Origin of the sequence: Sphingomonas sp. Leaf9 (assembly GCF_001421355.1) — a bacterium.
In the GTDB taxonomy this organism is placed as follows: domain Bacteria; phylum Pseudomonadota; class Alphaproteobacteria; order Sphingomonadales; family Sphingomonadaceae; genus Sphingomonas.
Genome location: NZ_LMKC01000001.1, coordinates 549,265 through 574,831, shown reverse-complemented (window position 1 = coordinate 574,831; position 25,567 = coordinate 549,265). Strand labels below are relative to the sequence as shown.

The window sequence follows — 25,567 nt, the reverse complement described above, 5'->3', positions numbered from 1 at the left end:
GGGGCTGAGCAAAGTCGAAGACCCGTATCGAAGCACCGGTGACGGTCCTTCGATACGCCCCTTCGACTTCGCTCAGTGGCTACTCAGGACGAACGGCGTGGGTGCGTCGGCCAGCCTTACCCTACGAACGCCCGCTCGATCACATAATCACCAGGCTTCGCATTCGACCCTTCCTCAAACCCGATCCCTTCGAGATATTCCGAAAAGTCGCGGATCATCTCGGTCGAACCGCACAGCATGATGCGGTCGGTCGCCGGGTCGAACGCCTGCGCCCCGCCGATGCGGGCCGAAAACAGCGTGCCGTTGTCGACCAGCGCGTCGATGCGGCCGGTGGTGTGGAATTCCTCACGCGTCACGGTCGGCACATAGGTGAACTGCGCCGCCGCCTGATCCTCGACCAGCGGATCACCCGACAGGTGCGATTCCAGCGTGGTGCGGAACGCGAGGTCGGATACGCGGCGCACCGAATGGACGACCACGATCGACGAATACATCTCATACACGTCCGGATCGCGGATCAGCGACAGGAACGGCGCGAGCCCAGTACCGGTCGACAGCATGAACAGCCGCTCGCCCGGCTTCAGCGCATCGGTGACCAGCGTGCCGGTCGGCTTCTTGCCAAGGAAGATTTCGTCGCCGGGCACGATCTGCTGCAGCTTCGACGTCAGCGGGCCGTCCGGCACCTTGATTGACAGGAACTCCAGCTCCTCGGCATAGGCCGGGCTGGCGATCGAATAGGCGCGCAGCAGCGGCTTGCCGTTGTCGCCGGGCAGGCCGATCATCACGAACTCGCCCGAGCGGAAGCGGAAGCTCGGCGGGCGGGTGATGGTGAAGCTGAAGAGATGCTCGTTCCAGTGGCGCACCGAACGCACGCGCTCGACGCTCAGCGCGTTGGTGGGTTCGAGGCCGTGGACGACGGCGGTGCGGTCGGTCATCGATAATCCTTACGTCCTGACGTTGGTCCCCGGCGGCAGCCCGACCTGTCCGAGCATTGCCGCCGTCCGGGCCAGCGCGCAAAAAGTGGGGGCGATCGCCTCTTCGGCGACCAGCAGCGAAAGCGTGGTCCGCGCCTTCGCATCGCGTCCCGTTACGAGATCACGCGCCAAGGTCAAGAGAACCGATTCATCGTCGGTCACAAGCCCGCATTTACAATTGATCTGGATCGGCACCCGCGCATGGGTCGACAGCTGTGTCATCCACGCGTCGAAGTCGCCCAGCGCATCGAGCGCGCCCGACTGGGCAAAGCGCGCCGCCAGCAGCGCGGCGGGACATTGGCAGGCACTGCGCGCCGCAACCCACAGCCGGATCGCATCGATCAGGAAACGGTCGCCGGGGGACAGGACCGTTACCGGCCGGTCGATCAGATCGTACATAGAGCCTCGCTATTGATACTCATTCGCATTGGCTATCGTGGATCGAACGGGGCGTCAATGGGCTGGGCGGCGACGTGCGACGGGCATCGACGATCGCACGATGATCCGCGCATCGCCCGATTCTTAAACGTGATGTTCAGTATTTTGCGACAGACCCGACGGGAAATGGTGGGGATGGCACGCATGCAATTGAAGGTTCGTGGTCGCATCAATCTGATCGGGGCGGTCGCCGCCCTCGGACTGGTCGCGCTGCTGTGCATCAGCCTGTTCCACCTGTCGTCGATCATGCACCGCGACATCGAACGCAACACCCGCCAGGCGGTCGAGGCCGCCCGCTCGGTCGTCGCGCATTTCCACGACGAAGAGGTGGCGGGCCGCATGACCCGTGCGCAGGCGCAGCAGGCCGCGCTCAGCGCGGTGAAGGCCATGCGCTATGACGGCACCGAATATTTCTGGATCAACGACACGCATCCCACGATGCTGATGCACCCGATCAAGCCCGAACTGGTCGGAACCGACCTGACCAACAACCGCGATACCAACGGCAAGGCCCATTTCGTCGAAATGGCGCAGATCGTGAAGACCAAGGGGGCCGGGTTCCTGACCTATTACTGGTCGAAGCCGGGCCAGAAGGAACCGCTGCCCAAGCTGTCCTACGTCACCGGCTATGCGCCATGGGGCTGGGTGATCGGATCGGGCGTATATATCGATCGGGTCAACGGCGCGATCTTCGATGCGGCGCTGTATCTCAGCGCGCTGGCACTGGCGGTGATGCTGCTGGTCGCCTTCTGCGCGCACCGCATCGGCCGCTCGATCTCGCTGCCGGTCGAGGCGGTGGCGAACCGGATGCGCGCATTGGCGGCGGGGGATACCGCCTCGGCCATTCCGGGGCGCGCGCGACACGACGAGGTCGGCGAAATGGCCGCCGCGCTCGAAACCTTCCGCGACACCGCGATCGTCGCGGCGGAGCGTGAGGCGGAGCAGCAGCGCGTGGTCGAAACCATCGGCAACGGGCTGTCGGCGCTGGCCCGCGGGCATCTCGACACCCGGCTGGGCGACACGATGACCGGATCGTTCCGCAAGCTCGGCACCGATTTCGATTCGGCGATGGGCGCGCTGAACGACGCGATGCGTGCGGTGGTCCATTCGACCGGCGGCATCCGCAACGGCGCCTCGGACATCAGCAGCGCGTCGGACGACCTGTCGCGCCGCACCGAACAACAGGCCGCCAGCCTAGAGGAGACGGCGGCGGCGCTCGATCAGATCACCGCGACCGTCCGCCGCACCGCGACCGGCGCGGCACAGGCCAACACGACGATGGCGGCGACGCGCGGCGATGCGGAGGAGGGCGTACGGATCGTCCGCCAGGCGGTCGATGCGATGGGCGGGATCAAGCGCGCGTCGGACGAGATTTCCGAAATCATCTCGGTCATCGACGGCATCGCGTTCCAGACGAACCTGCTGGCGCTCAACGCCGGCGTCGAAGCGGCGCGTGCCGGTGACGCGGGCAAGGGCTTCGCGGTCGTCGCCTCCGAAGTCCGTGCGCTGGCCCAGCGTTCAGCCAACGCCGCCAGCGACGTGAAGAGCCGCATCATGGCCAGCGGCAGTCAGGTCGAGATCGGTGTGAACCTGGTCGGCGAAACCGGCGGCGCGCTGGAGCGGATCGTCGGCCGCATCGCCGAACTGGCCGATCTGGTCGCGACCATCGCCAAGGGCGCCGACGAACAGTCGTCGGGGCTGCATCAGGTGAACATCGCGGTCAGCGAAATGGATTCGGTCACGCAGCAGAACGCGGCAATGGTCGAACAAAGCACCGCCGCCGCCCGCGGCCTCGCCGACCAGGCCGCCGCACTCGCCGATCACGTCGACCGCTTCCACCTGTCGGCTGAGGCCCGCAAACCGCTCCCCTATCGCGCGGCGGCGTGAAGGGGGAGAGGGCGGTGGCCTGACCGCAATCGTGGCAACAGGCGTCATCCCAGCGCAGCCTGGGATTTTCCGGTTGTGACGCGGAGCAATAGCCAATTACGACTGCGCTCTGCCATTGAATACTGCCGATTCGAGCCGGTTCCATCGGCAGCAATAGCCTGACCCTGTTTTCCGGCATCGACGCGTTATCGGCGGTGCAGCCCAATAACTGCCAGCAATCGATCACCTCGACCCATTACGGAAACGCCAATCGTGAGCAATCTGTCAGAAGCGTAGTCGGATGATGAAGCTGGCCGACTTCGATCATGACTGCTGCCGCAGCGATCGCGCGCGTCGGAAACAATATATGATGACGGGAATTGGCGATAGCGCCACCGCACCAAACCCCACCTTGCCGCCGATATCGCTCAGATTCCAGTTAAAGCCAAAGAACGCAAAGGTGAACCAAATCATCCATCCGATTGATGCGGCATAAAGTATCGCTGCAATGATCGGTAATGTGGCGAACAGTTTTGCCATGTCCTCGATCCTATGTTGGATCGGGCGAATGGCAATAGCCAGCGACGCGGGCCATTCGAATTTTTGTCGTTCAAGATCAAGGAGCAGCTATGCCTATAACTCTCTACGGCATCCTCAACTGCGACCATGTTGTCACGCCTGTATGCAAAAAAGCGGACGTGCCCTTTAGGCTGACTTTGGGTGGTTAGCTGCCGTCTGTGGCGTCGGGTATGCAGCCCCGATGCTTGGCGTCCGGCTCAATAGTATCCGGTTGGCAGTCACTCCATCGAAGCAAACTCGCGTCCACAACGTCACCGCCCATGTTCTTTATAAAAGACGCGAGAAGCGCAGCCTTATGGAACTCATACTTCGATAGGTTCGGGTTGACGTCGTCCGCTAATAGTAGCCACTCCACGAACTGCCCGGCATACACCGGTCCTTCGGACGGTATTAGCTGCGTGACGTGGAGCGGCTCACCGGCCTTCATACACCCGCAAAAACCCCATACTACGCAGGCCTCGTGCATCAGGGCATCGAAACCTGTTTCGCTCATTAAGCGACATTACCGCGATCTGCCGTCGTCCGCTATGGGGTCGGTTGCTGACGGGCCGCTTTTTGCACGCTAACGCTATGTTGGCCCGGTAGCTATGACGAGGTGATGATGACGTTAACCATATATGGCATCCCCAACTGCGACACGATGAAGAAAGCGCGCACCTGGCTCGACGCGCACGGCATCGCCTATAGGTTCCACGACTATAAGAAGGCCGGGATCGACCGGGCGACGCTGACCGGCTGGGTCGATGCGCTCGGCTGGGAAACGCTCCTCAACCGCAGCGGGACGACGTTCCGCAAGCTGCCCGACGCGGACAAGGCCGATCTGGACGCCGCCAGGGCGATCGACCTGATGCTGGCGCAGCCATCGATGATCCGCCGCCCGGTGCTGGTCGGGCCGGGCTGGATCGAAACCGGGTTCAAACCCGACGCCTATGCCGGGCGATTCGCCATCGCGGAATAAGTGCGTTAACCACTCGGGACAGAGCATCATTACGATGCCGTATCGAATCAGGGGTGGGGAGTGATATGGCACCGACGTTCGTCCGAACCCCGCCGCCATGGTTCCGCATCGTCGCCATCCTGTTTCTGCTGTGGGGCGCTATCGGCGTCTTCGCCTTCTATAGCCAGGTGACGATGGGCCCGGCCGCGCTGGCGGCGATGAACGAGCAGGACCGCCGTTTCTACACATCGCTGCCGGGCTGGTTCGACTGGATCTACGGCATCGCCACCTGGGGCGGGCTGCTGGGCAGCGTCGCGCTGCTGCTCGGGCGGCGTTGGGCGGCGGGGCTGTTCGCGGCGTCGCTGCTGGCGGTCGCGATCCAGTTCGGCTGGGTCTTCACCGCGACCGACCTGATCGCGCGGAAAGGTGCGGCGGCGACCGTTCCGTTCCCGCTGGTGATCTTTGCGATCGCGCTGTGGCAGCTGGCGGTGGCGCGTCACGGCATCGTGCGCGGGTGGCTTCGCTGATCCCGCTCGGCTAGAGCGGCACCCATGTCCACGACCTTTACCATCGACACCGCCACCAGCCGCGCGACGCCCACCCCGGCGCCGATGAAGCGGTTGACTATCCCCGCGATCCGCGCCGCCAAGGGCAAGACCCCGCTGGTGATGCTCACCGCCTATACCGTGCGCATGGCGCAGCTGATGGATGCGCAGTGCGACATGCTGCTGGTCGGCGACAGCCTGGGGCAGGTGATCTACGGTCTGCCCTCCACGGTCCCGGTCACGCTCGACATGATGGCGGCGCATGGCGCGGCGGTGGTGCGCGGGTCGTATCACGCGCTGGTCGTCATCGACCTGCCCTTCGGCAGCTACGAGGTAAGTCCGCAACAGGCGTTCGAAAGCGCGGCAATGCTGCTGAAGGCGACCGGCGCGGCGGCGGTGAAGCTGGAGGGCGGCACGGCGATGGCCGAAACCGTCGCCTTCCTGTCGCAGCGGGGCATCCCGGTGATGGGCCATGTCGGCCTGACGCCGCAGGCGGTGAACCAGCTGGGCGGCTATGGCGCGCGCGGGCGGAGCGCGGCGGAGGCGGAAAAGATCGTCGCCGATGCGGTGGCAGTGGCCGACGCCGGCGCCTTCGCGGTCGTGATCGAGGGCGTGGTCGAGCCGATCGCGGTGGAGATCACCCGTCGCATTGCGTGTCCCACGATCGGCATCGGCGCATCGGCGCAGTGCGACGGGCAGGTGCTGGTCGCGGAGGATATGCTCGGCCTGTTCGAACGCACGCCGCGTTTCGTGAAGACCTATGGCGACTTGGCCGGACAGATCGCCGGCTCGGTCGCGACCTACGCCGAAGAGGTCCGCGACCGGACCTTTCCCGGCCCGGCGCAACTCTACGCGCCGAAGAATTGAGCGGAACCGCGCAACCCACACGTCACCCCGGATCAAGTCCGGGGTGACGTGTAGCCGGGCAGTCCGTTCACCCCCCGCACAGCTTCGCCAACCCATGGTCCCACCCCGGCACCGACGCCTACGACCATTCGCTTTCGTTTCGCATGGGTGTCGGCTAAAGGAGCGCGCTTGATCTATCCCCCGGAGCTGTTCCCTTGGCGTTGACCCCGCAAAACAACGAAGCCTTCATCCGCGAAGTCGATGAAGAGCTGCGCCGCGAGCAGATGTCGAACATCGGCAAGCGCTACGGCCTGTGGATCATCGTCGCGGTCCTGGTCGTACTCGCCGCGTTCGGCGGGTGGACGTGGTGGAACCATCACCAGAACACGCTGGCCGGCGAACAGGGTGAACAGCTCGCCATCGCGCTCGACGATATCCAGCAGGGCCGCGTCGCGCAGGCGAGCGATATCGTCGGCAAGCTGACCAGCTCGGACAAGGACGCGGTGCGCGCCACCGCGCTGCTGACGCAGGCCGACATGCTGCTGTCGAAGAACGATACCAAGGGTGCCGCCGCCGCCTTTGCCAAGGTCGCTGCCGACGAAACCCTGGCCCAGCCGTTCCGCGACATGGCCCTCGTCCGCCAGACCGCGGTCGAGTACGACTCGCTGCAACCCCAGCAGGTCATCGACCGGCTGCGCGGCCTTGCCGACAAGGGCAGCCCGTGGCTGGGCAGCGCGGGCGAGATGGTGGCGGTCGCCTATCTGCGCCAGAACAAGCTGCAACAGGCCGGACAGACCTTTGGCCTGATCGCGCAGAGCGACGGCGTGCCCGACAGCATCCGTGCCCGCGCCGTGCAGATGGCCGGCTCGCTCGGCGTCGATGCCGCGCCCGCCGCGCCGACCGTCGCCGCGCAATAACTTCCTTTCGATACCGGAACCCCTTCCCATGAAGACGCATCTGAAACTCTCGGCAGCGGTCGCGGCGTTGGCGCTGCTGGGCGGTTGCAGCGCCCTGAAGGGCAAGGGCGGGCCGCGCACGCCCGTCGTCGGACAGCGCGTGCCGATCCTCGCCTCCGAAAATCTGGCGGAGGTCGATCCGGCGCTGGCAAACCTTCAGGTCGTCCTGCCGATCGCCGAGACCAACGCCGACTGGTCGCAGCCTGGCGGCAACGCGTCGAAATCGATGAGCCATGTGGCACTCGGCGATACACTGACCCAGGCGTGGAGCACGCGGATCGAGGGTGGCAACACCCGCACCCGCCTTGCCGCCGCGCCGGTCGTGGTCGGCGGCCGGCTGTACGTCATCGACGTCAACGGCATGGTCACCGCGATGAACGCCGCGACCGGTGCCACTGTGTGGACCGCGCAGACCGTCAAGGGCGACGGCAACACCCGCGCGCGCTTTGGCGGCGGCGTGTCGGTCGAGGGCAATCGCGCCTTCGCCACCGATGGTCTGGGCGATGTCGTCGCGTTCGACGTGGCCGACGGCAAGGAAGTGTGGCGCGCCAAGCCCGGCGGCCCCCTGCGCGGTGCGCCCTCGCTCGCCAACGGGCAGGTCTATGTCGTCAGCCAGGACAACCAGCTGTTCGCGCTCGACCAGAGCGACGGCAAGGTCGTGTGGACACAGTCGGGCAGCATCGAATCGCAGGGTGTGTTCGGCGTCGCCGCGCCTGCCTCGGCACAGGGGACGGTCGTCGCTGGCTTCTCGTCGGGCGAACTGAACGCCTATCGCTATGAAAACGGCCGTTCGGTGTGGGGCGACAGCCTGTCGCGCACCTCGGCCTCGACCTCGGTGTCGGCGCTGGCCGATATCGATGCCGAACCGGTGATCGACAATGGCCGCGTCTATGCGGTCGGGCAGGGCGGTCGCATGGTCGCGCTCGAACTCGTGTCGGGCCAGCGTTTGTGGGAACAGAATCTCGCCGGCATCTCGACGCCGTGGGTCGCGGGCGAATGGATCTTCGTCGTGACCGACGACGCCCGCCTGCTGTGCATCTCGCGCGGCAGCGGCAAGCTGCGCTGGGTCCAGCAGCTGCCCGGCTTCCGCAACGTCAAGAAGCGCAAGAACCCGATCAGCTGGGTCGGCCCGATCCTCGCCGGCAACCGCCTGATCCTCGCCAATACCGAAGGGCAGCTGGTCTCGGCCTCGACCGCCGATGGCAGCATCACGACGACGCAGGACACCCGGTCGAAGGCGGGCTACAATCTGTCGCCGGTCGTCGCCAACGGGATGCTGTACCTGCTGGACGACGCCGGGCAGCTGACCGCCTGGAAGTAACGCGCTCTCGTCACCCCATCCGTCATTCCGGCGCAGGCCGGAATCCATGGATGGGGTGACGTTGCGATTTGATCGCCAGCACCCGACACAATGGATTCCGGCCTGCGCCGGAATGACGATGGCGGCGGGCTGAGCGCACACCCTCGACCCCCCGACCCCATTCCCCTACACTCGGCGGCAACCCGTCACCCCAGGAATCCCCATGCCCTTACCCGTCGTCGCCATTATCGGCCGTCCCAATGTCGGCAAGTCGACGCTGTTCAACCGCCTTGTGGGCAAGCGGTTGGCGCTGGTCGATGACCAGCCGGGCGTGACCCGCGACCGGCGCGAGGGGCAGGCGAACCTGCTCGGCCTCGACTTCACCATCGTCGACACGGCGGGATTCGAGGATGAGGACGCCGCGACCCTGCCGGGGCGGATGCGGATGCAGACGCAGGCGGCGGTCGAAATGGCCGATGTCGCGCTGTTCATGATCGACGCCCGCGCCGGCATCACGCCGCTGGATGAGGAAATCGCCCGCTGGCTGCGCTCGGCCGACGGCACCGTGATCCTGGTCGCGAACAAGGCCGAAGGGCGCGCGGGCGAAAACGGTGTCCTCGAATCGCTGGCGCTGGGCTTTGGCGATCCGGTGCAGATGTCCGCCGAACATGGCGAGGGCGTTGCCGACCTGTTCGACGCGCTGCGCCCGTTCGTCGAGCGCGAGGACGAGCCGGAGCCGGAGGACGAAGGCGAGTTCGACCCCGACACCGCCGTCTTGAAGCTCGCCATCGTCGGCCGCCCCAATGCGGGCAAATCGACGCTCATCAACCGCTTCCTCGGCGAAGACCGCCTCATCACCGGCCCCGAAGCCGGCATCACCCGCGATTCGATCGCGGTCGACTGGAACTGGACCGCCCCCGATGGCCGTGTCCGGCCCGTCCGCCTGATCGACACCGCCGGCATGCGGAAAAAGGCGCGGGTGCAGGAGAAGCTCGAAAAGCTCTCCGTCGCCGACGCGCTCCACGCGATCGACTTTGCCGAGGTCGTCGTGCTGCTGCTCGACGGTACGCGCGGGCTGGAGCTGCAGGACATCAAGATCGCCGACCGCGTGCTGCAAGAGGGCCGCGCGCTGGTGATCGCGCTCAACAAATGGGACATCGCCGAACACGCATCGTCGCTGTTCAACGGCGTGAAGGGCGCGCTCGACGAAGGCCTGGCGCAGGCACGCGGCGTGCCGCTGCTCACCGTATCGGCGGCGACCGGCAAGGGGCTGGACGTGCTGATGCAGGCCGCGTTCGAAACCCGCGAGGCATGGGGCCGCCGCGTGTCGACCGGACAGCTCAACCGCTGGTTCGACCGCGCGCTGGAGGCAAACCCGCCGCCCGCGCCCGGCGGCAAGCGGATCAAGATGCGCTACATCACGCAGAACAACATCCGCCCGCCCAGCTTCGTGCTGTTCGGCACGCGCGTCGATGACCTGCCCGAAAGCTACAAACGCTATCTCATCAACGGCATCCGCAAGGAATTCGGCTTCGGCGCGGTCCCGGTTCGCCTCAACCTGCGCGCGCCGAAGAACCCGTTCGACCATTCGAAGTGACCCGCATCGACGCCCGCGGCATGCGCTGCCCCTGGCCCGCCATCCGGCTGGCGCGGGCGCTGCGTGACGGGGCGTCGGTGGTGGAGATCGCAGCGGACGACCCCCGCGCGGCGGGCGAACTGGCGAGCGCGGCCACGGCGGTTGGTGCGCGGCTGAACGTGGTGGGTGAGGGGGTGTTCCGAGTGGAGCGGGATACGGCCGCCTGACGATGACCGCCGCTTTCGTCGATCGAATGCGCACGCTCGATTCGTTCGCGGCACAGTGTCGGGACAGCGCGCTGTTCGCGACGGCGGTCGTGCGCGATACGTCCAACCGCACCGGCCGCGACTGGCCATGGTGGGGACTGCGGCTTGAACGCACCGATCTGGTCGATCTGGAATATCGTCGCGTGTCCGCCGAAATCCGGCTGGACGCTCCTGCACCCGGTACGGCCTCGATGTTCAAGGGGCGCTGGTCCGCGCGCATCTGGCGAGAGGCGAGTACCGACAGCTTCCGTGCCGATGGCGACCGCATGTTACCATGGGAATGGCCGTCCGCCCCGGAACTGCTCGTGGCGTTCGGGGCGCTGTTGGGCGATGCGGAACGGGCAATACGGGAGGTTCGCCCGGCAGACTGACGCTCTGCTGAAGCCCAATGCCATCGAACCTGCCCGTTCGTGCTGAGTAGGGGCTGAGCGAAGTCGAAGACCCGTATCGAAGCATCTGGTCGCGGTCCTTCGATACGCCCCTTCGACAAGCTCAGTGGCTACTCAGGACGAACGGGTACGCCCTACATCGTGGCTTTCCTACAGCGTGATCGCCGTGCCATCCTCCGCCCGGCGCCTGAAACTCCAACCGGCAACACCGCCAAACGTCACGACCGCTACGAAATGCGCACGAGTGTGAACATCATGAACTTTGAACCGACTTACGGCTTCGCTTCCCAGGGTTTATCCCGCAAATTCAAATGGGTAATCCCCCGAGCCTTCAACCGCGGCCCGAGGAAGCGGTAGAAGAACCAGTCCTTCGCCGCGAATGGCGTCGCGTGGTACAGAATCCGCTCGCCCAGCGTCCAGCGGACCCGCCGCCGGTCCGACCGGCGCGGCGAGGGTTTGGCCCAGAAATCATAGGGATAGACGATGCGGCCGAGCTTCGCGACGCGCTGCATGATTTCGTGGTCGAGCAGGACGTAGGGCCACAGCTGTTCCGAAAAACCGCCCGCCTTGACCAGCGCCGAAGTTCGAAACGCCTGTCCATATCCACCGGTATGCGTCTGTTTCGACAGCAATTTCGTCACGAAGCCCGAATAGAGCGCGCGGCGCAGCTTCTGCCTCGACGCATCGACGCCCAGCGCCATCACCGCCACCGTGCGCGGATCGGCATCGAACGCCCGCTCCGCCTCGGCCAGATAGTGCGGCGGATACCAGGTATCGGCATCGCCGAATGCGCAGAACTCGGTAGTCAGCTGCCCCATCGCCAATTCCAGCGCATGGATCTTGCCCGGCCGGGCTTCGGACAGGTGCACCACCTCGACCCCCGGCGCGGTAAAGGCACGAGCGATCACGTCCGATCCGTCGGTCGATCCGTTATCGACCAGCACCAGCCGGAACGGCACCGTCTGTCCGGCCAGCGCCGCCAGCGTCGCGGGCAGGAAATCGGCCTCGTTGTAATAGGCGATGACGAACGTCCAGCGGGTCACGCGGCCAGCTCCATCAACCGGCGACAGGCGGCCTCCGACGACCGCGCGCCATGGGTAGCAACCGCATGGGCGCGCGCCGCCGCGCCCATCGCCGCCACCGCCGCTGGATCGGCGAGCAGCGCGGCCACCTTGTCGCGATAGTCGTTGTCCTTGACCAGCAGCCCGCAGGCCGGCGGGATCACGTCCGGCCCGATCCGGTCGTCGAACGCGATGACCGGCAGGCCGCACGCCATCGCTTCGGGGATCGCGCGCGGGAAATAATCGCGCCGCCCGGCATGGAAGAACAGCCGCGACTGCGCCAGCACCGACGGCACCTGCGCATTGGGCACATGCCCCAGCCACGCAACCTTGCGAAAGCGGCGGCGCAGGTCGTCGCCTTGCGGCCCATCACCGATCACCGCGACCCGGTGGGTTTCGCCCAGCGCCGCGATCTCGTCGAACTTCTTGTACCGGGTCAGCCGGCTGGTCGCGATCACGTCGAACCGCTTGTCCGCCGGCTGCGGCGCGAAGCGGTCGGTATCGATCGTCTTGGGCAGCCGCTGCATCCGCGCCTCTGGAATGGCTCGCCGCCAGAAGCGCCAGCCCGGCCGGGTCAGCTTCGCCTCCTGCACCGCCGATTCAGGGAATACGAAGGCGGCGTGCGGCACGATCCGGCTCCACCAGTCGCCACCGATGATAACCGCGAAGCGCCGCTGGTCCGGCCGAAGCACCCGGTCGAACAGGTCGAACCCCGCGCCGCCATTGCTGCCGATCAGCACGAACAACGTTGCCGGATCGATCCGCGCGGCGGCGACCATCGCGTCGCTTTTCTGTTCGCGGGTCTTGGCCTGCGGATTGGACGGCGCGAACAGGCGGATGGGGTAGGGCGCGATGCCGGGCAGGTCGGACATCGTGTCGAGCGGCTCGCGCGCCAGCCCCCACAGCTCGACCTCGACGCCCTGCTCGGTCAGGATGCCGGGCATCCGCCGGTCGCGATTGTCCCAGCGCAACCACTCGCGCACATCGGCGACCCCGTGATGGGTGGGATAGGTCAGGACGAAGACGATCCGCATCACCGATCCGGCTACCAGCGACCGGAGCGTTACGCCACTAGCGATTGTGGTGCGGCACCGGCCCGGCGCCGCACGACGAAAGGCGTCTCGACGCCTTTCCAAACCGGGTCTAAGGCGCTGGCGATGAACTGGTCCGATGACGGCGCGCGGGTAAGCTGCGTGATGGTGACCGCGAACCGTGCCGGGCTGGCGCGGCGGGCGGTCGACTGTTTTCTGCGGCAACGCTGGGCGAACCGCGAACTGGTGGTCGTCGATGACGGCGATCAGAACTACACCCCGCTCTTCGCCGATATCCCCGCCGACCGGCTGATCTACGACCGGGTGGCGAAAACGCCGGAAACGACGCTGGGGCGTCTGCGCAACCGCACGCTCGACCTGGCGCGCGGGGCCATCGTCGCGCAGTGGGACGACGATGACTGGTATCATCCCGACCGGCTGGCGCGGCAGGTCGCGGTGCTCGATGGCGGCAGGGACGCCTGTGTCCTGCGCGGCACGCTGATGCACCTCGATGCGCCCGACTGGTTCGACCACCCCTATGTCGGCACGCTGGAGCCGGGTGTGCCGGGCAGCATCGTCCACCGCGCCGATCCGTCCGCGCGCTATCCCGAGAAGCGGCGGGGCGAGGATACCGATTTCCTCGGCCACTGGCCGCTCGAGCGGATCGGCGTGCTCGACGCGCCGGGGCTGTTCGTCCGCGCGTTCCACGGGGCCAATACGTGGGAGCGGACCCATTTCGAACGGCGGGTGCGCAACACGCCGCTGGCCGCGATCGAATATGCCGTGCGCCGGTTCCTGCCGGGCGGGGTGTGGGGCCATTCGCGCTTCCGCCTCGACCCCGCTACGCGCGCCGCGTTCGACGCGTTCGTCGCTGATTCGCGTAGCGCCGGGGTGTTCGCGTGACCCTCTCCGACCGCGCCAAACGGCTGCACGAATGGTCGCAGACGCCGGCCGCCGCGCGGGCGGGCACGGTGTTTCGCGCGCTGTTCTTCGTCGGCGTCCTGCTGTGGCTGGTGTTGAAGGTCCGCGCGATCGGCTGGACCAACGTCGCCGCCGCCCTGCCGCGCACGCCGTGGTTCTATATCCTGTTCGTCGTGATGTTCATGGCGCTGCCGGTGTCGGAGGTGTGGATCTTCCGCCTGCTGCTCGGCCGCCCCTTGCCCGGCAGTCTGCCGGTGTTCGTGCGCAAGCGCGTCTTCAATTCGGCGTTCGTCGGCTATTCGGGGGAGGTCTATCTGTTCGTCTGGGCGCGCCAGCGGCTGGGCATCGCCTCGAAAACGCTGCTGCTGGCGATCAAGGACAATGCGATCCTCTCCGCGCTGGCGTCGGCGGCGATCACCTCGGTCCTGCTGGTCATCTTCATGGGGACGGGCCGGGCGAAATGGATCGCCGACTGGCTGCATTCGGCGGGCGGGATGCTGCTTGCCGGGCTGCTGGTCGCCGCGTTCCTGACGCCGCTGCTGCTGCGGCTGCGCAAGCAGATATTGTCGGTCAGCTGGCGGATCGCCGGCGCGGTGCTCGGCATCCATGTCGCGCGCATCCTGATCGTCGTGCTGTTGCAGGCGACGCAATGGGCGGTGGTGCTGCCCGCCGAACCGCTGGGCGTGTGGGTCACGTTCCTGACGGTGCAGATGGTCATCAGTCGCCTGCCGATCGTGCCCAACCGCGACCTGCTGTTCCTGTCGGCCGCGCTGGAGATGAGCCATATCGTCGATGGCCCCCGCGCCGCGATGGCCGGGCTGCTGCTGGCCGGCGGCGCGCTGACGCAGGGGTCCAACCTGCTGTTCTTCCTGCTGACCAGCTTCCAACGGCGACGCGGCACGCTGCCGGTCGCCGAAGTCGATCCCGATTTCGAGGCGGAGGTCGCCACGCCGGCCGTTCCGCCGGCGGGCGAATAGCCTCAGGCCGACGCCCGCGCGCAGATGAAGCGTGACAGTTCCTGGCGCAGCGGCATGCCGTCGGTCGACCGCAGCGGCCCGTCATGCGCGACGTTGGTTTCCACCTTCGCCCGCGTATCGGCGACCCCGACGACGTGGAACAGCTTGCGCTCGCAATCCAGTTCGGTGCGGGCATAGACGAAGCGGTCGCCGCGCTGCTGGCGCAGGATCGCGATGATCGTGCCGGCCGCCGTCCGCCGCTGGCGCAGGACCTCATAGCGCGACTGACCGTCGGACGGGGTGGGGATTTCCACGCCCTCCAGCGGATAGCGTTCGATGCCGTTCCCGGCGACCTCGGTTTCGACCAGATGGCGCAGGTCGACGGTCTCGTTCGCCGTCGCCTCCGGTGCGGGGGACGTCGAGGTGCCGCAGGCGGCGAGCAGCGCCCCGGCCAGCAGGACCGCAGTCGAACGGATCATACGCAAAACCCTTGTTCCTTGGAGTAAACCCGTTCCAGGAAATGTTGCCGCGCAGCAATATAGGACGCCGGCGGCTCAACGCGCACGAATGGCACCCACCGCCGTCATGAACGCGACGGCCCCCATGGCAAGGACGACCCCGCCAATATCCTCCCAGCCGATCGCCAGCAGGCGGTCGAACCGGTCGGAGTGCGGGAGGATCGCGCGGAAAGTGTCGAACATCATAGTCATGGCGCGATGCAACATAATCACTGGAAGCTTCAGGAAAACAGCCAATCGACCGGATCGCTCCGGCGACATCATATGTTACAGACGCGCAAGGCGTCGGCGCGATTTGGGCAATGGAACCGGCTTGCGCGTGTCCCGCGCACGCCATACACCTGCATTCCGTTTATCGATAATGGGTGGGGTTCCATGTTTCGTACCGTCGCTGCCGTATTGCTCGCTTCCACTGCGCTTGCCGGAACCGCCGCCCATGCGCAGGCGCCCGCGCCCGCCGCGCCGCCGGTAAAGGCCGCGCCGCTGTCCGCGCTGGTCGCGCCGGTCGACATTCCCTACGAGAAGTTCACGCTGCCCAACGGCCTGACCGTCATCACCCATACCGATCGCAAGGCGCCGATCGTCGCGGTGTCGGTATGGTACGACGTGGGGTCGAAGCATGAGCCGGAGGGGAAGACCGGGTTTGCGCATCTGTTCGAACATCTGATGTTCAATGGGTCGGAAAATGCGCCGGGCGATTTCTTCGATCCGCTGCGCTCGATCGGGGCGACCGACCTGAACGGCACCACCAGCTACGACCGCACGAACTATTTCGAAACGGTGCCGAAGCCCGCGCTCGACCGGGCGCTGTTCCTAGAATCCGACCGCATGGGCTATCTGCTCGGCGCGGTGACGCAGGGCGTGCTGGATGAACAGCGCGGCGTCGTGCAGAATGAAAAGCGGCAGGGCGACAACCAGCCTTACGGCCTCGTCCGCTACAAGATGACCGAGGGCATCTTTCCGCAGGGGCACCCGTATCGCCATTCGGTGATCGGTTCGATGGCCGACCTCGACGCCGCCAGCCTGGAGGACGTGAAGAACTGGTTCCGCGGCCATTATGGCCCGAACAATGCGGTGCTGGTGCTCGCCGGCGATATCGACGCGAAGGAAGCGCGCCCGCTGGTCGAGAAATATTTCGGCAAGATCGCCAAGGGGCCGGAATCGGTCCTGCCGAAGATCACCGTGCCGACGCTGGCCGCCCCGGTGCGCGAGGTGATGAAGGATAATGTCGCCGCGACGATGATCATGAAGGTCTGGCCGGTGCCGGGCCTGAACGATCCCGATTCGCCGGCGCTGGACGTCGCGATGAGCGCGTTTGGCGGCCTCGCCTCGTCGCGGCTCGACAATGAACTGGTCAAGAAGGACAAGCTGGCGGTGCAGGTCTCGGCCGGCGTTCAGTCGCTGTCGCAGGCCGGCATGCTGATCGTCCGCGCGATCGTCCGTCCGGGCGTCAAGACCGAGGTCGTCGAGGCGAAGCTGGACCAGATGATCGCCGATTATCTGCGCACCGGCCCCACCGCCGACGAAGTGGCGCGCGTCGCCACGACGCAGGTATCGGGCACCATCGGCGGGCTGGAATCGGTCGGCGGGTTCGGCGGCAAGGCGGTGACGCTGGCGTCGGGGCAGCTGTATTCGAACGATCCAGGCTTCTACAAGAAGGAGCTGAACGCGCTGGCGACGATGACGCCGGATCGCGCGCGCGCCGCCGCGCAGAAGTGGATGTCGCGCCCGGCCTATACGCTGATCGTCGAGAACGGGCAGCGCGAGGGCTATGAGGAAGCGAAGGCGGTTGCCGCCGCACCCGCCGCTCCGGCCGCCGAGGTACCGTTCAAGGGCACGCGCGGCGCCATGCCGGGCGTCGCCGACAGCGGTGCCGCGCTGCAATTCCCGAAGGTCACGCACAGCCGCTTGTCGAACGGCATGGAGCTGGTCTATGCCCAGCGTATCGCCGTCCCGGTGACGCAGGTGTCGATGGTGTTCGACGCCGGTACCGCCGCCGACGTGGCGGGGAAGCTCGGCACCGCCGGCATGACGCTGGCGCTGATCGACGAAGGCACCACCACCCGCAATTCGATCGCGATGGCGGAGGCCAAGGAAAAGCTCGGCATGAGCATGTCGGGCGGCAATTCGCCCGACCAGACGACGATCGGCTTCGAAGTGCCCAGCGCCAATCTGACCAGCGCGACCGGGCTGTTCGCCGACGTGCTGCGCAACCCGGCGTTCGACGCGAACGAACTGGAGCGAGTGCGCGGGCAGGTGCTGGCGCAGATCGGGCAGCAGCGGACCAATCCGCAGGGCCTTGCCGACATGACGCTGCCGCCGCTGCTATATGGCACGGACAGCCCGTATGCGAAGCTGGCGGCGGGCGTGGGTGATCCCGCGGCGGTCATGGCGATGAAGCGCGACGATCTGGTCGCATGGCGCGGCGCGTGGCTGCGCCCGGACAAGGCGAAGGTGTTCGTCGTGTCCGACCGCCCGCTGGCCGAGGTGCAGGCAGCGCTCAACGCCTCGCTCGGCAACTGGCAGGCGACCGGTGCGGCCGGCACCAAGCGCTTCCCGGCACAGCGCGCGACGACGGCGCCGAAGATCGTCCTGGTCGACCGGCCCAATTCACCGCAGTCGCTGATCGTCGCGGGGCAGATGACGCCGGTGCAGGCAAAGTCGGACACGCTGGCGGCGACCACCGCCAACACCGTGCTCGGCTCGGGCTTCCTCAGCCGGATCAACATGGACCTGCGCGAAGCCAAGCACTGGTCGTACGGTGCGGGCGGGGGGTATCGCCTGATGGAAAATGCGGTGCCCTACGTCATCTCCGCACCGGTGCAGGCGGACAAGACCGGGGCGTCGATTGCGTCGCTGCGCGAACAGATCAACGGCTTCCTGGGCAAGAACGGCGTCACGCCGGTCGAATTCCGCCGCACGATCGATGGCGAGACGCGGCAGCTGGCCGGGACCTATGAAACGTCGGGCGCGGTGCTGGCGGCGATGCGGAACAACGACTTCCTCGGCCGTCCGGACGATTACCAGGCGACCCTGCCGCAAAAATATCGCGCGCTGACCACGGCCCAGCTTGACGCTGCGGCACGCGCGACAATCGACCCCAACCGCTTCGTCTATGTGGTGGTCGGCGATGCGAAGGTCGTCCGTCCGCAGCTTGACGGGCTGGGCCTGCCGGTGGAGGTGGTATCGGCAACGCCGGCAACCGCCCCCACCCCGGCGAAGTAAGGAGAGCGAACATGGCCAATGTCGATGGCAGCTGGAACACGATCACCAAGTCGCCGATGGGCGACCAGCAGGCGACGTTGAACGTCAAGAGCGACGGCAGCAGCTTCACCGGGACCTATTCCGGGGCGATGGGATCGACCGAGATCACCGACGGCAAGGTCGATGGCGACAAGCTGAGCTGGAAGGTCGCGATCGTCGTGCCGATGCCGATGACGCTCGATTGCGAAGCGACCGTCGATGGCGACACCATCTCCGGCACGGTCGGCGCGGGTGCGTTCGGCAGCTTCCCGATGGCGGGCAACCGCGTCGGCTGATCTGCGGTGACGTGAACGGAACGGCCCGTCCGCACCTGTTGCGGGCGGGCCGTTCTGTGTTTTGGACCTTGATGACATGAAACCTGCCCGTTCGTGCTGAGTAGGGGCTGAGCGAAGTCGAAGACCCGTATCGAAGCACCTGTGGTGGTCCTTCGATACGCCCCTTCGACAAGCTCAGTGGCTACTCAGGACAAACGGGCAGGCCTGACATCATAATACTCCAGGGGCACACCGAACCCTATTCCGCCGCCCGAACCTCCGCCTCGATCTCCGGCAGTCCCGCCGTACGTGGCTTGTCCCCCGGCTCGGGCGCATAGCCGGTCAGCAACCGCGCGCCCCGGCCATAGGTAAACCACGACCACGCCCAATGGACGTACACCGACACACGGCTGCGGAAATCGACCAGCAGCATCAGGTGCACCAGCGACCAGGCGAGCCATGCGACGAAGCCCTTCAGCTTCCACCCGCCCAGTTCCGCCACCGCGCGCGACCGCCCGATGACCGCCATCGTGCCATAGTCGCGATAGCGGAACCGGTCGGGCACGGGCTTCCCCGCGATCCGCGCAGCCAGCAATTGGCCGACGAAACGCCCCTGCTGCTTAGCGACCGGGGCCAGGCCGGGCAGGGGGCCGTCGCCGCCATCGAAGCTCGCCACGTCGCCGATCGCGAAGATGTCCGGATGGCCCGGCACCGAACAATCGGGCGCGACCTTCACCGCGCCATTGCGCGCCGCGTCCGCCGCCAGCCACGTTGCCACCGGCCGCGCCTCGGTTCCCGCCGCCCACAGCACCGCCGCCGCATCGATCCGCTGATCGCCGACGGTCAGCCCGCGCGCGTCGATCTCGCGCACCTTCTCCCCCGTCCGGACCTCGACGCCCAGCGATTCCAGCATTGCGCGCGCCGCCTGCGGCAAGGGCGGGTCGAACGCGGTCAGGATGCGGTCGCCCATCTCGCACAGCACCACCCGTGCCCGGCGCGGATCGATCGCGGCAAAGTCGCGCGCCAGCGTCGTGCGCGCCAGTTCGGCGATGGTACCGGCCAGCTCGACCCCGGTCGGCCCGCCGCCAACCACCGCAAAGGTCAGCAGCCGCTGCCGTTCCGCCGGGTCGTCGCACTGCTCGGCCCGCTCGAACGCACTCAGCAGCGCGGCGCGGATCGCCAGGGCATCGTCGATCGATTTCAGCACATAGGCATGCTCGCGCCACGCATCGTTGCCGAAGAAGCTATAGGCCGCGCCGGTCGCCAGGATCAGGTGATCGAACGGCAGGCGCCGGCCATCGGCAAGGCACACCGCGCGCCGATCCGCGTCGACCCCGGCGACTTCGGCCATCAATATCCGGGTATTCTTATTGCGGCGCAGCAGCTCGCGATTGGCCGTCGCGATGTCGGCGGGGGACAGCGCGGCACCCGCGACCTGATACAGCAAGGGCTGGAATAGATGGTGGTTGGTGCGGTCGATCAGGGTGATTTCGGCATCCGTCCGCCGCAGTGCCTGCGCCGCCGCGATGCCGCCGAAACCGGCACCGACGATGATGATCCGGGGTCGCATAGGCTGTTTGCCCTCCGATTCGCGTCTGGGTATACCGTTCCCAACCCATCGGCACGGCGATCGTTGCAGGCACCGTGCCCCGCCGCCGTGCCGCTGTTGCCACATTGTAACCATGGTCCGGGCACCCCGGCCACGGTTCGTTCATCTCGGTGACAGATACCGTTGCCCGGAAGCAACAGTATCCGATTTGATGACGCGCATGTTGCAATGCGATGCAACACTTTGCCGGTTTTCGGGTTCAGAGGAGCCACGGATAAACCGGCGCACCATTCGACGTCGGGACCGTAAACGCTGATGAGGTTTTGTATGCGTAAGCTTTTCACCATCGCCGCTGCCGCCGTCGCCTTCACGGCCGCTCCCGCCTTCGCGCAGGACGCCACCGTGGTGCAGGACGCTCCGACGACCGAACCCGCCCCCGCCGTGACCGCGCCCGATGGCACCAGCGGCATCGGTTTCGAACCGTATGTCGCCGTGATGGGCGGCTGGGAGCAGTTCGACTCCGAGCGTACCAAGGCCGGCATCCCGCTCGTCGCGCGTAACGACAAGCTGAACGGCGCCCTGGTCGAAGGCATCGTCGGTTTCAACGTGCCGCTGGGCCCGGTGTTCGTCGGTGCCGAAGGCAGCGTCTCGAAGGGCGTGTCGGGCGACATCGATTGGGATTACGGCGCAGCTGGTCGTTTCGGCGTCCGTGCCGGTGACTCGGGCCTGATCTACGGCAAGGTCGGCTATCGCTGGGTCAACTTCGCGCGCTTCGGCAACGACAGCCGCGACTATAACGAAATGACCTATGGCGCCGGTTTCGAAGTCGGACCGAAGGACATTGGCCTGGGCGGCATCACCGGCAACTCGGGCGTCCGCCTGCGCGGTGAAGTGTCGACCTTCGGTTCGGCCCACAGCTTCCGTCCGATGCTGGGTCTGACGACCCACTTCTAAGCATCGTGCCAGTTTCGGGCGGGTCCGGCGTATCGGGACCCGCCCCGGTAATTGCGTATCGCGAAAGGCTCCGGACGGGTTCGTCCGGGGCCTTTTGTTCGTCGGTTGCATGCGTGGCGGTTCCGTGGAAGGCTGTCGCTTCGCCACGAGGATGAGACGATGGTGTGGACGGGGTTACTCGCGCTGGCGCAGGCAACGTCGACGCCGCTATATTTCCCGCCCTTCTACGAACGGCTGGAAACCTATTGCCCGAACTTCCAACGGACGTTCGCACGGTTTTCCGATCATCGCCGCGAATGGTATTCCAAGCATCTGCGTGCCGCGCAGGAACCCTCGCTATTCCAGCAGGCTAGAGCCGGTCGGGGCGATACACTGCGATTTCTGTGGCTGCGAACAAACCACGCGCCTGTCATCGTGCGGATCGAAAATATGCAGGCTGCGCGGGGTCGTTTGATCGCCACCGAATTGACCGGGCAGGGCGGGTACGCGCCCGGCACGATAAAGCGGCGTCTCGATCGACAGTTGACGGCGGAGGAGACGGCGGATTTGCGACGGCGGCTGGTCGCCAACAACCCGCTCGGCATGGCCTCCGGTACCGATGAATGCACCAACGGGATGGACGGATCGCAATGGATCGTCGAACGCGCCGTTGGCCAGCGCTACAAGATGGTCGATCGCTTCTATCCGGAACAAGGACCGATCCGATCCACCGGCATGGCGATGCTCCGTCTGACCGGTTGGCAGTTCGACAGGATATATTGAAAAGGCCGCCGGGCGCGAACCCGACGGCCTTCTCCCGTAGGACCGCTGTGCCGCGGTTACTCTTCGACCGTCACCCGCCCGTTGCGGACGATCATGCCGCGTTCGGCCATCTCCTTGCGGAAATCATGGCGGGCATCGGCCACTTCCCGATGATATTCCGCCCACGCGTCCTTGCGGCTGGCGGCATCGTCGGCACGGGCCAAATCCTTGCGCAGCTCGCGCTTCGCTTCGGAGATGTCGGTCTTATAATCCAGATAATAGGGATTATAGTCCGAATACACCGGTACCGTCCGACGGTCCTTGGCCAGCGCTGGCGTCGCGATCACCGCGCTTGTGGCGGCGGCGATCAACAAAGTCGTGCGGTTCATGGGGGTTCTCCCTTTTCCTGAACTTGCCGGGCTGTAACCCGTGTCGCACAGTAGCGGTTCCTTCATCTGGCGTTCATCTTCGGAGCGACCAGTCGAAACACTTGCCAATTGCGGCGATGCGCCCGATCTCTTCGTGCATGGCCGGACGGGTAAAGCGCAAGGCAGGATTGATGGCGGCGGAGGCACTGGCGGCCCGCACCGAAGCGCCGCTCGCCTGCGCGCTGTGCGACCGCCCGATCGGCGCGCAGGTCGAATGGCACCACCGCGTGCCCAGGAGCGAAGGCGGGCGCGAGACGGTGCCGCTCCACCCCATCTGCCACCGCACCATCCACGCCAGCGCCACCAACGCCGAACTCGCCGGCCCGCTCGCCGATCTCGACGCGCTGCGGGCGGTGCCGGCGGTGGCCAGGTTCGTGCGCTGGGTGGCTGACAAACCCGCCGACTTCCGCGCGCCGGTGCGGCGGGGGCGGTAGCGTGGCCCGCACGTCACCCCGGGCTTGACCCGCGGTCCCGCTTCTTCCTCGCTACCGCTACGAGGTAGCGGGGGCCGGGGGGACGGAAGGGCGTTTCCCGCTGTCCTACACGACCGACCCTTGGCATCGTGTCGCCGGGACGCCACGCCCCGCGCTCTTTGAACGGTTCGAACGCATCACGCACAAACCGCGTGGCGAGTGTGAACTTAGTGAACTTTGGAGCGCGGGCATGGGCAAAGCCCATGCCGTCGGTCGGTGCTTCGGGCACCGCCGGCCGGCCGCGCCTTGAGGCTCGGGGCAGCTTGCGCTGCCGCTTGCCCGGCGCGGCGACAGCGCACGAGTGTGAACTTAGTGAACTTTGGGCGGCCGACATGGGCAAAGCCCATGCCGTCGGACGGTGCTGCAGGCACCGCCGGCCGGCCGCGCCTTGTGCGGCTTGGGGTAGCTTTCACTACCCCTTGCCCGGCGCTTATTCCGCCGCAACGCCCCCAAACATATCCCCCATGCCGGCAGCTTCCTCGTTCGCCGGCGCGGTGACCTTGGCCTTCTGGCGCTTGTCGAAGCCGTCCCAGACCTCGTTCCAGTTGCCGCGCGTCGCTGCCTTCGAATATTCGGTCGCGCGCTGTTCGAAGAAGTTGGCGTGCTCGACGCCGTTCAGCAGCGGCGCCAGCCACGGCAGGGGGTGTTCGTCGATCAGGTAGATCGGCTTCATGCCCAGCTGCCCCAGCCGCCAGTCGGCGATGTAGCGGATATACTTCTTGATTTCCTTCGCGGTCATCCCGTGGACCGGGCCCATTTCGAAGGCGAGATCGATGAAGTTGTCCTCCAGCCGCACCGTCGTCTGGCACATATCGGCAATGTCGTCGCGGACACTGCGCGTCATGCAGTCGCGTTCCTTGCAGAAGGCGTGGAACAGCTTGATGATGCCTTCGCAGTGCAGGCTCTCGTCGCGGACCGACCACGACACGATCTGCCCCATGCCCTTCATCTTGTTGAAGCGCGGGAAGTTCATCAGCATCGCGAACGACGCGAACAGCTGCAACCCTTCGGTAAAGCCGCCGAACATCGCCAGCGTCTTGGCAATGTCTTCGTCGGTATCGACGCCGAAATTCTGCAGATAGTCGTGCTTGTCCTTCATCTCGCTATATTCGAGGAAGGCGCCATATTCGCTCTCGGGCATGCCGATCGTGTCGAGCAGGTGGCTGTACGCCGCGATATGCACCGTCTCCATGTTGGAGAAGGCGGCCAGCATCATCTTGACCTCGGTCGGCTTGAAGATGCGGCCATATTTCTCGTGGTAGCAGTCCTGCACCTCGACGTCCGCCTGGGTGAAGAAGCGGAAGATCTGCGTCAGCAGATTGCGCTCGTGCGGCGTCAGTTTCTGCGCCCAGTCGCGGCAATCCTCGCCCAACGGCACCTCTTCGGGCATCCAGTGGATCTGCTGCTGGCGCTTCCAGAAATCGAACGCCCAGGGGTATTCGAACGGCTTGTACTGCTTGCGGGCTTCGGTGAGCGACATGGGTTACTCCGGGGAAACTGGGTTGTTCTGGAAATCTATGGTGCTCCCGCGCAGGCGGGAGCCTAGGGTTGCGAACGTCGTCGCTCGTGGCTCTGGACCCCCGCCTTTGCGGGGATAGGGTCGGATCGGTTCATGGCGTGCTGCCCCACGACCATTGCGCAATGCCAAAGATTGTCAGGATAATCCCCAGCGCCATTGCCATGACCCCGACCATGCCATGGGCGTAGCGGCTCTGCGCCGTCGCGCGTGAGCGCAGGCGCAGCAGCAGCCACAGCCCGACCGCGCCAGATACCAGCGCGACCGACAACATGATGAGGACATTCGCGGTCATGCGACCAAGTGCGCGGACGTGCGTTTCACCGCCGCCCCCAACGGAGAAGAAACATGGCCGATCTCAGCAACATCAACGAACATGCCGACGTCATCGGTGCCGATGGCGTCCATGTCGGTACCGTCGATCGCGTCGAAGGCGACCGCATCAAGCTGACCAAGAAGGACAGCGGTGCCGATGTCGAAGGGGCGCAGGGCGCACATACCGGGCATCACCATTATATCGACGGCGGCCTCGTCGCCGAGGTCGAGGGCAACACCGTCCGCCTGAGCGCCAACGCCGATGTGGCGGTGACGTTCGAAACCGAAGAGGACGGTTCGGCCATCTGACGTCTTTCCCTCTCCCGACGGGAGAGGGAGGGAGCCGCGCAGCGGCGGAAGGGTGAGGGCGAGCGGCATCATGCCGACTCGCCTTCACGCACGTCAGCAACCAGCGCAGCCACCCGCTGCAATACCCCGTCGAGATTGGTCAGCACGTCGTCGTTCCAGAAGCGTTCCACACGGAACCCCTGCTGGTTCAGCACCACCGTCCGACGCGCGTCATAGGCCGCATCGGCATCATGCTGCCCGCCGTCCACTTCGATGACCAAACCAGCTCGCACGCTCAGGAAATCCACGAAATAAGGTCCGACCGGCACCTGCCGCCGGAATCGCAGTTCAGGGAAGGCGCGGCGCAGACCTGCCCAGAGCTTCTTCTCGGCATCGGTTGCATTACGACGCAGGTCGCGGGCGCGGTCGACCGTTCCGGACGGTTGCTGCTGATACATGCGCATCGCCCTCACCCTTCCGCCGCTGAAGCGGCTCCCTCCCTCTCCCAACGGGAGAGGGATCAGCGTCCCGCGACCACGTCGTCAGACGCCCGCCGTGGTCTGTCCCTGTCTTGCTTGGGCAAGGCAGGGCGACCCGCTTACTGACAGGCCAGAGTGTCGAGCACA

General features: G+C 66.1%; 29 protein-coding genes. 17 read left to right on the top strand and 12 right to left on the bottom strand.

From position 1 onward, the window contains the following. Positions 1-116: 116 nt before the first annotated feature. A complete protein-coding gene (locus ASE58_RS02795; protein WP_055817666.1) occupies positions 117-935 on the bottom strand; it encodes a ferredoxin--NADP reductase in 819 nt (272 codons plus the stop codon). A 9-nt stretch (positions 936-944) separates the two neighbouring features. Beyond that, positions 945-1,373 carry a hypothetical protein gene (locus ASE58_RS18100; protein WP_055760047.1) on the bottom strand — a complete coding sequence of 143 codons (429 nt, stop codon included), beginning with the start codon at positions 1,371-1,373 and terminating at the stop codon, positions 945-947. A gap of 183 nt (positions 1,374-1,556) precedes the next feature. On the opposite strand from ASE58_RS18100, the gene ASE58_RS02785 reads away from it, so the two are divergent. Next, a complete protein-coding gene (locus ASE58_RS02785; RefSeq protein ID WP_055817664.1) occupies positions 1,557-3,299 on the top strand; it encodes a methyl-accepting chemotaxis protein in 1,743 nt (580 codons plus the stop codon). Between the two features lie 303 nt (positions 3,300-3,602). Here the strand turns inward: ASE58_RS02785 and ASE58_RS02780 are convergent, their stop codons facing one another. After that, on the bottom strand, positions 3,603-3,818 hold the full coding sequence (locus ASE58_RS02780; protein WP_055817661.1) for a hypothetical protein: 216 nt from the start codon (positions 3,816-3,818) through the stop codon (positions 3,603-3,605). Between the two features lie 640 nt (positions 3,819-4,458). On the opposite strand from ASE58_RS02780, the gene ASE58_RS02770 reads away from it, so the two are divergent. From ASE58_RS02770 to ASE58_RS02735, 8 genes are all read left to right on the top strand, one after another. Next, positions 4,459-4,815 carry an ArsC family reductase gene (locus tag ASE58_RS02770; RefSeq protein ID WP_055818155.1) on the top strand — a complete coding sequence of 119 codons (357 nt, stop codon included), beginning with the start codon at positions 4,459-4,461 and terminating at the stop codon, positions 4,813-4,815. A 65-nt stretch (positions 4,816-4,880) separates the two neighbouring features. Further along, positions 4,881-5,321: a hypothetical protein gene (locus tag ASE58_RS02765; protein WP_055817657.1), complete on the top strand. Its 441-nt coding sequence runs from the start codon at positions 4,881-4,883 to the stop codon at positions 5,319-5,321. Positions 5,322-5,345: 24 nt separating this feature from the next. Further along, positions 5,346-6,206, top strand: a complete 861-nt coding sequence (gene panB, locus ASE58_RS02760) for a 3-methyl-2-oxobutanoate hydroxymethyltransferase (protein WP_055817655.1) — start codon at positions 5,346-5,348, stop codon at positions 6,204-6,206. Positions 6,207-6,400: 194 nt separating this feature from the next. Further along, positions 6,401-7,102, top strand: a complete 702-nt coding sequence (locus ASE58_RS02755) for a tetratricopeptide repeat protein (RefSeq protein WP_055817653.1) — start codon at positions 6,401-6,403, stop codon at positions 7,100-7,102. A gap of 28 nt (positions 7,103-7,130) precedes the next feature. Beyond that, a complete protein-coding gene (locus tag ASE58_RS02750) occupies positions 7,131-8,462 on the top strand; it encodes an outer membrane protein assembly factor BamB family protein (RefSeq protein ID WP_055817651.1) in 1,332 nt (443 codons plus the stop codon). 202 nt (positions 8,463-8,664) lie between these two features. Beyond that, entirely contained in the window at positions 8,665-10,038 is a 1,374-nt protein-coding gene (gene der, locus ASE58_RS02745) for a ribosome biogenesis GTPase Der (protein ID WP_055760065.1), read from the top strand. Further along, positions 10,035-10,244, top strand: a complete 210-nt coding sequence (locus ASE58_RS02740; RefSeq protein ID WP_268795047.1) for a sulfurtransferase TusA family protein — start codon at positions 10,035-10,037, stop codon at positions 10,242-10,244. The genes der and ASE58_RS02740 overlap by 4 nt, the downstream gene beginning before the upstream one ends. Before the next feature lie 2 nt (positions 10,245-10,246). Next, positions 10,247-10,654, top strand: a complete 408-nt coding sequence (locus tag ASE58_RS02735; RefSeq protein ID WP_055817650.1) for a hypothetical protein — start codon at positions 10,247-10,249, stop codon at positions 10,652-10,654. 290 nt (positions 10,655-10,944) lie between these two features. On the opposite strand, the gene ASE58_RS02730 is transcribed toward ASE58_RS02735, so the two are convergent. Both ASE58_RS02730 and ASE58_RS02725 read right to left on the bottom strand, forming a co-directional pair. Continuing rightward, positions 10,945-11,715 carry a glycosyltransferase family 2 protein gene (locus ASE58_RS02730; protein WP_055817648.1) on the bottom strand — a complete coding sequence of 257 codons (771 nt, stop codon included), beginning with the start codon at positions 11,713-11,715 and terminating at the stop codon, positions 10,945-10,947. After that, on the bottom strand, positions 11,712-12,767 hold the full coding sequence (locus ASE58_RS02725) for a glycosyltransferase (RefSeq protein WP_055817645.1): 1,056 nt from the start codon (positions 12,765-12,767) through the stop codon (positions 11,712-11,714). Before ASE58_RS02725 ends, ASE58_RS02730 begins: the two co-directional genes overlap by 4 nt. A gap of 123 nt (positions 12,768-12,890) precedes the next feature. On the opposite strand from ASE58_RS02725, the gene ASE58_RS02720 reads away from it, so the two are divergent. Together ASE58_RS02720 and ASE58_RS02715 are read left to right on the top strand one after the other, a co-directional pair. Next, positions 12,891-13,667 (top strand): glycosyltransferase family A protein, encoded by a 777-nt coding sequence (locus tag ASE58_RS02720; protein ID WP_162233497.1) that lies wholly within the window; start codon positions 12,891-12,893, stop codon positions 13,665-13,667. Then, positions 13,664-14,662 (top strand): hypothetical protein, encoded by a 999-nt coding sequence (locus ASE58_RS02715; protein WP_055817641.1) that lies wholly within the window; start codon positions 13,664-13,666, stop codon positions 14,660-14,662. Before ASE58_RS02720 ends, ASE58_RS02715 begins: the two co-directional genes overlap by 4 nt. A gap of 2 nt (positions 14,663-14,664) precedes the next feature. Here ASE58_RS02715 and ASE58_RS02710 read toward each other — a convergent pair whose 3' ends face one another. Then, complete coding sequence (locus ASE58_RS02710; RefSeq protein ID WP_055817639.1) at positions 14,665-15,120, bottom strand: hypothetical protein; 456 nt, start codon at positions 15,118-15,120, stop codon at positions 14,665-14,667. Positions 15,121-15,195: 75 nt separating this feature from the next. Further along, positions 15,196-15,345: a hypothetical protein gene (locus ASE58_RS02705; protein ID WP_156347579.1), complete on the bottom strand. Its 150-nt coding sequence runs from the start codon at positions 15,343-15,345 to the stop codon at positions 15,196-15,198. A gap of 189 nt (positions 15,346-15,534) precedes the next feature. On the opposite strand from ASE58_RS02705, the gene ASE58_RS02700 reads away from it, so the two are divergent. After that, positions 15,535-18,384, top strand: a complete 2,850-nt coding sequence (locus ASE58_RS02700) for a M16 family metallopeptidase (protein WP_082467571.1) — start codon at positions 15,535-15,537, stop codon at positions 18,382-18,384. Between the two features lie 11 nt (positions 18,385-18,395). Further along, a complete protein-coding gene (locus tag ASE58_RS02695) occupies positions 18,396-18,698 on the top strand; it encodes a hypothetical protein (RefSeq protein WP_055760091.1) in 303 nt (100 codons plus the stop codon). Between the two features lie 238 nt (positions 18,699-18,936). Here the strand turns inward: ASE58_RS02695 and ASE58_RS02690 are convergent, their stop codons facing one another. Next, positions 18,937-20,247, bottom strand: coding sequence for an NAD(P)/FAD-dependent oxidoreductase (locus ASE58_RS02690; protein WP_055817634.1), 1,311 nt, complete (start codon positions 20,245-20,247; stop codon positions 18,937-18,939). Between the two features lie 306 nt (positions 20,248-20,553). On the opposite strand from ASE58_RS02690, the gene ASE58_RS02685 reads away from it, so the two are divergent. Then, positions 20,554-21,180, top strand: coding sequence for an outer membrane protein (locus ASE58_RS02685; protein ID WP_055760097.1), 627 nt, complete (start codon positions 20,554-20,556; stop codon positions 21,178-21,180). A gap of 159 nt (positions 21,181-21,339) precedes the next feature. After that, the gene (locus ASE58_RS02680) at positions 21,340-21,942 is read left to right on the top strand and encodes a hypothetical protein (protein ID WP_055817632.1); all 603 of its coding nucleotides are present in this window, start codon (positions 21,340-21,342) and stop codon (positions 21,940-21,942) included. Positions 21,943-21,998: 56 nt separating this feature from the next. On the opposite strand, the gene ASE58_RS02675 is transcribed toward ASE58_RS02680, so the two are convergent. After that, positions 21,999-22,310, bottom strand: a complete 312-nt coding sequence (locus ASE58_RS02675) for a hypothetical protein (protein ID WP_055817630.1) — start codon at positions 22,308-22,310, stop codon at positions 21,999-22,001. Positions 22,311-22,480: 170 nt separating this feature from the next. Between ASE58_RS02675 and ASE58_RS02670 the strand changes: the two genes are divergently transcribed. Continuing rightward, complete coding sequence (locus ASE58_RS02670; RefSeq protein ID WP_055818148.1) at positions 22,481-22,783, top strand: HNH endonuclease; 303 nt, start codon at positions 22,481-22,483, stop codon at positions 22,781-22,783. A 469-nt stretch (positions 22,784-23,252) separates the two neighbouring features. Here ASE58_RS02670 and ASE58_RS02665 read toward each other — a convergent pair whose 3' ends face one another. Continuing rightward, the gene (locus ASE58_RS02665; protein ID WP_055817628.1) at positions 23,253-24,302 is read right to left on the bottom strand and encodes a ribonucleotide-diphosphate reductase subunit beta; all 1,050 of its coding nucleotides are present in this window, start codon (positions 24,300-24,302) and stop codon (positions 23,253-23,255) included. 130 nt (positions 24,303-24,432) lie between these two features. Further along, positions 24,433-24,633, bottom strand: coding sequence for a hypothetical protein (locus ASE58_RS02660; RefSeq protein ID WP_055760112.1), 201 nt, complete (start codon positions 24,631-24,633; stop codon positions 24,433-24,435). 53 nt (positions 24,634-24,686) lie between these two features. On the opposite strand from ASE58_RS02660, the gene ASE58_RS02655 reads away from it, so the two are divergent. Continuing rightward, positions 24,687-24,962, top strand: coding sequence for a DUF2171 domain-containing protein (locus ASE58_RS02655; protein WP_055760115.1), 276 nt, complete (start codon positions 24,687-24,689; stop codon positions 24,960-24,962). A gap of 68 nt (positions 24,963-25,030) precedes the next feature. Here the strand turns inward: ASE58_RS02655 and ASE58_RS02650 are convergent, their stop codons facing one another. Further along, positions 25,031-25,405 (bottom strand): endonuclease domain-containing protein, encoded by a 375-nt coding sequence (locus tag ASE58_RS02650; protein WP_055760117.1) that lies wholly within the window; start codon positions 25,403-25,405, stop codon positions 25,031-25,033. Between the last annotated feature and the right edge of the window lie 162 nt (positions 25,406-25,567).

Bases quoted from the DNA above. Each gene is read 5' to 3' on its own strand.
- ASE58_RS02795 (WP_055817666.1), bottom strand. From the start codon at position 935: ATGACCGACCGCACCGCCGTCGTCCACGGCCTCGAACCCACCAACGCG.
- ASE58_RS18100 (WP_055760047.1), bottom strand. From the start codon at position 1,373: ATGTACGATCTGATCGACCGGCCGGTAACGGTCCTGTCCCCCGGCGAC.
- ASE58_RS02785 (WP_055817664.1), top strand. From the start codon at position 1,557: ATGCAATTGAAGGTTCGTGGTCGCATCAATCTGATCGGGGCGGTCGCC.
- ASE58_RS02780 (WP_055817661.1), bottom strand. From the start codon at position 3,818: ATGGCAAAACTGTTCGCCACATTACCGATCATTGCAGCGATACTTTAT.
- ASE58_RS02770 (WP_055818155.1), top strand. From the start codon at position 4,459: ATGACGTTAACCATATATGGCATCCCCAACTGCGACACGATGAAGAAA.
- ASE58_RS02765 (WP_055817657.1), top strand. From the start codon at position 4,881: ATGGCACCGACGTTCGTCCGAACCCCGCCGCCATGGTTCCGCATCGTC.
- panB (WP_055817655.1), top strand. From the start codon at position 5,346: ATGTCCACGACCTTTACCATCGACACCGCCACCAGCCGCGCGACGCCC.
- ASE58_RS02750 (WP_055817651.1), top strand. From the start codon at position 7,131: ATGAAGACGCATCTGAAACTCTCGGCAGCGGTCGCGGCGTTGGCGCTG.
- der (WP_055760065.1), top strand. From the start codon at position 8,665: ATGCCCTTACCCGTCGTCGCCATTATCGGCCGTCCCAATGTCGGCAAG.
- ASE58_RS02735 (WP_055817650.1), top strand. From the start codon at position 10,247: ATGACCGCCGCTTTCGTCGATCGAATGCGCACGCTCGATTCGTTCGCG.
- ASE58_RS02725 (WP_055817645.1), bottom strand. From the start codon at position 12,767: ATGCGGATCGTCTTCGTCCTGACCTATCCCACCCATCACGGGGTCGCC.
- ASE58_RS02720 (WP_162233497.1), top strand. From the start codon at position 12,891: ATGAACTGGTCCGATGACGGCGCGCGGGTAAGCTGCGTGATGGTGACC.
- ASE58_RS02710 (WP_055817639.1), bottom strand. From the start codon at position 15,120: ATGATCCGTTCGACTGCGGTCCTGCTGGCCGGGGCGCTGCTCGCCGCC.
- ASE58_RS02705 (WP_156347579.1), bottom strand. From the start codon at position 15,345: ATGATGTTCGACACTTTCCGCGCGATCCTCCCGCACTCCGACCGGTTC.
- ASE58_RS02700 (WP_082467571.1), top strand. From the start codon at position 15,535: ATGTTTCGTACCGTCGCTGCCGTATTGCTCGCTTCCACTGCGCTTGCC.
- ASE58_RS02695 (WP_055760091.1), top strand. From the start codon at position 18,396: ATGGCCAATGTCGATGGCAGCTGGAACACGATCACCAAGTCGCCGATG.
- ASE58_RS02690 (WP_055817634.1), bottom strand. From the start codon at position 20,247: ATGCGACCCCGGATCATCATCGTCGGTGCCGGTTTCGGCGGCATCGCG.
- ASE58_RS02685 (WP_055760097.1), top strand. From the start codon at position 20,554: ATGCGTAAGCTTTTCACCATCGCCGCTGCCGCCGTCGCCTTCACGGCC.
- ASE58_RS02680 (WP_055817632.1), top strand. From the start codon at position 21,340: ATGGTGTGGACGGGGTTACTCGCGCTGGCGCAGGCAACGTCGACGCCG.
- ASE58_RS02675 (WP_055817630.1), bottom strand. From the start codon at position 22,310: ATGAACCGCACGACTTTGTTGATCGCCGCCGCCACAAGCGCGGTGATC.
- ASE58_RS02670 (WP_055818148.1), top strand. From the start codon at position 22,481: ATGGCGGCGGAGGCACTGGCGGCCCGCACCGAAGCGCCGCTCGCCTGC.
- ASE58_RS02665 (WP_055817628.1), bottom strand. From the start codon at position 24,302: ATGTCGCTCACCGAAGCCCGCAAGCAGTACAAGCCGTTCGAATACCCC.
- ASE58_RS02660 (WP_055760112.1), bottom strand. From the start codon at position 24,633: ATGACCGCGAATGTCCTCATCATGTTGTCGGTCGCGCTGGTATCTGGC.
- ASE58_RS02655 (WP_055760115.1), top strand. From the start codon at position 24,687: ATGGCCGATCTCAGCAACATCAACGAACATGCCGACGTCATCGGTGCC.
- ASE58_RS02650 (WP_055760117.1), bottom strand. From the start codon at position 25,405: ATGCGCATGTATCAGCAGCAACCGTCCGGAACGGTCGACCGCGCCCGC.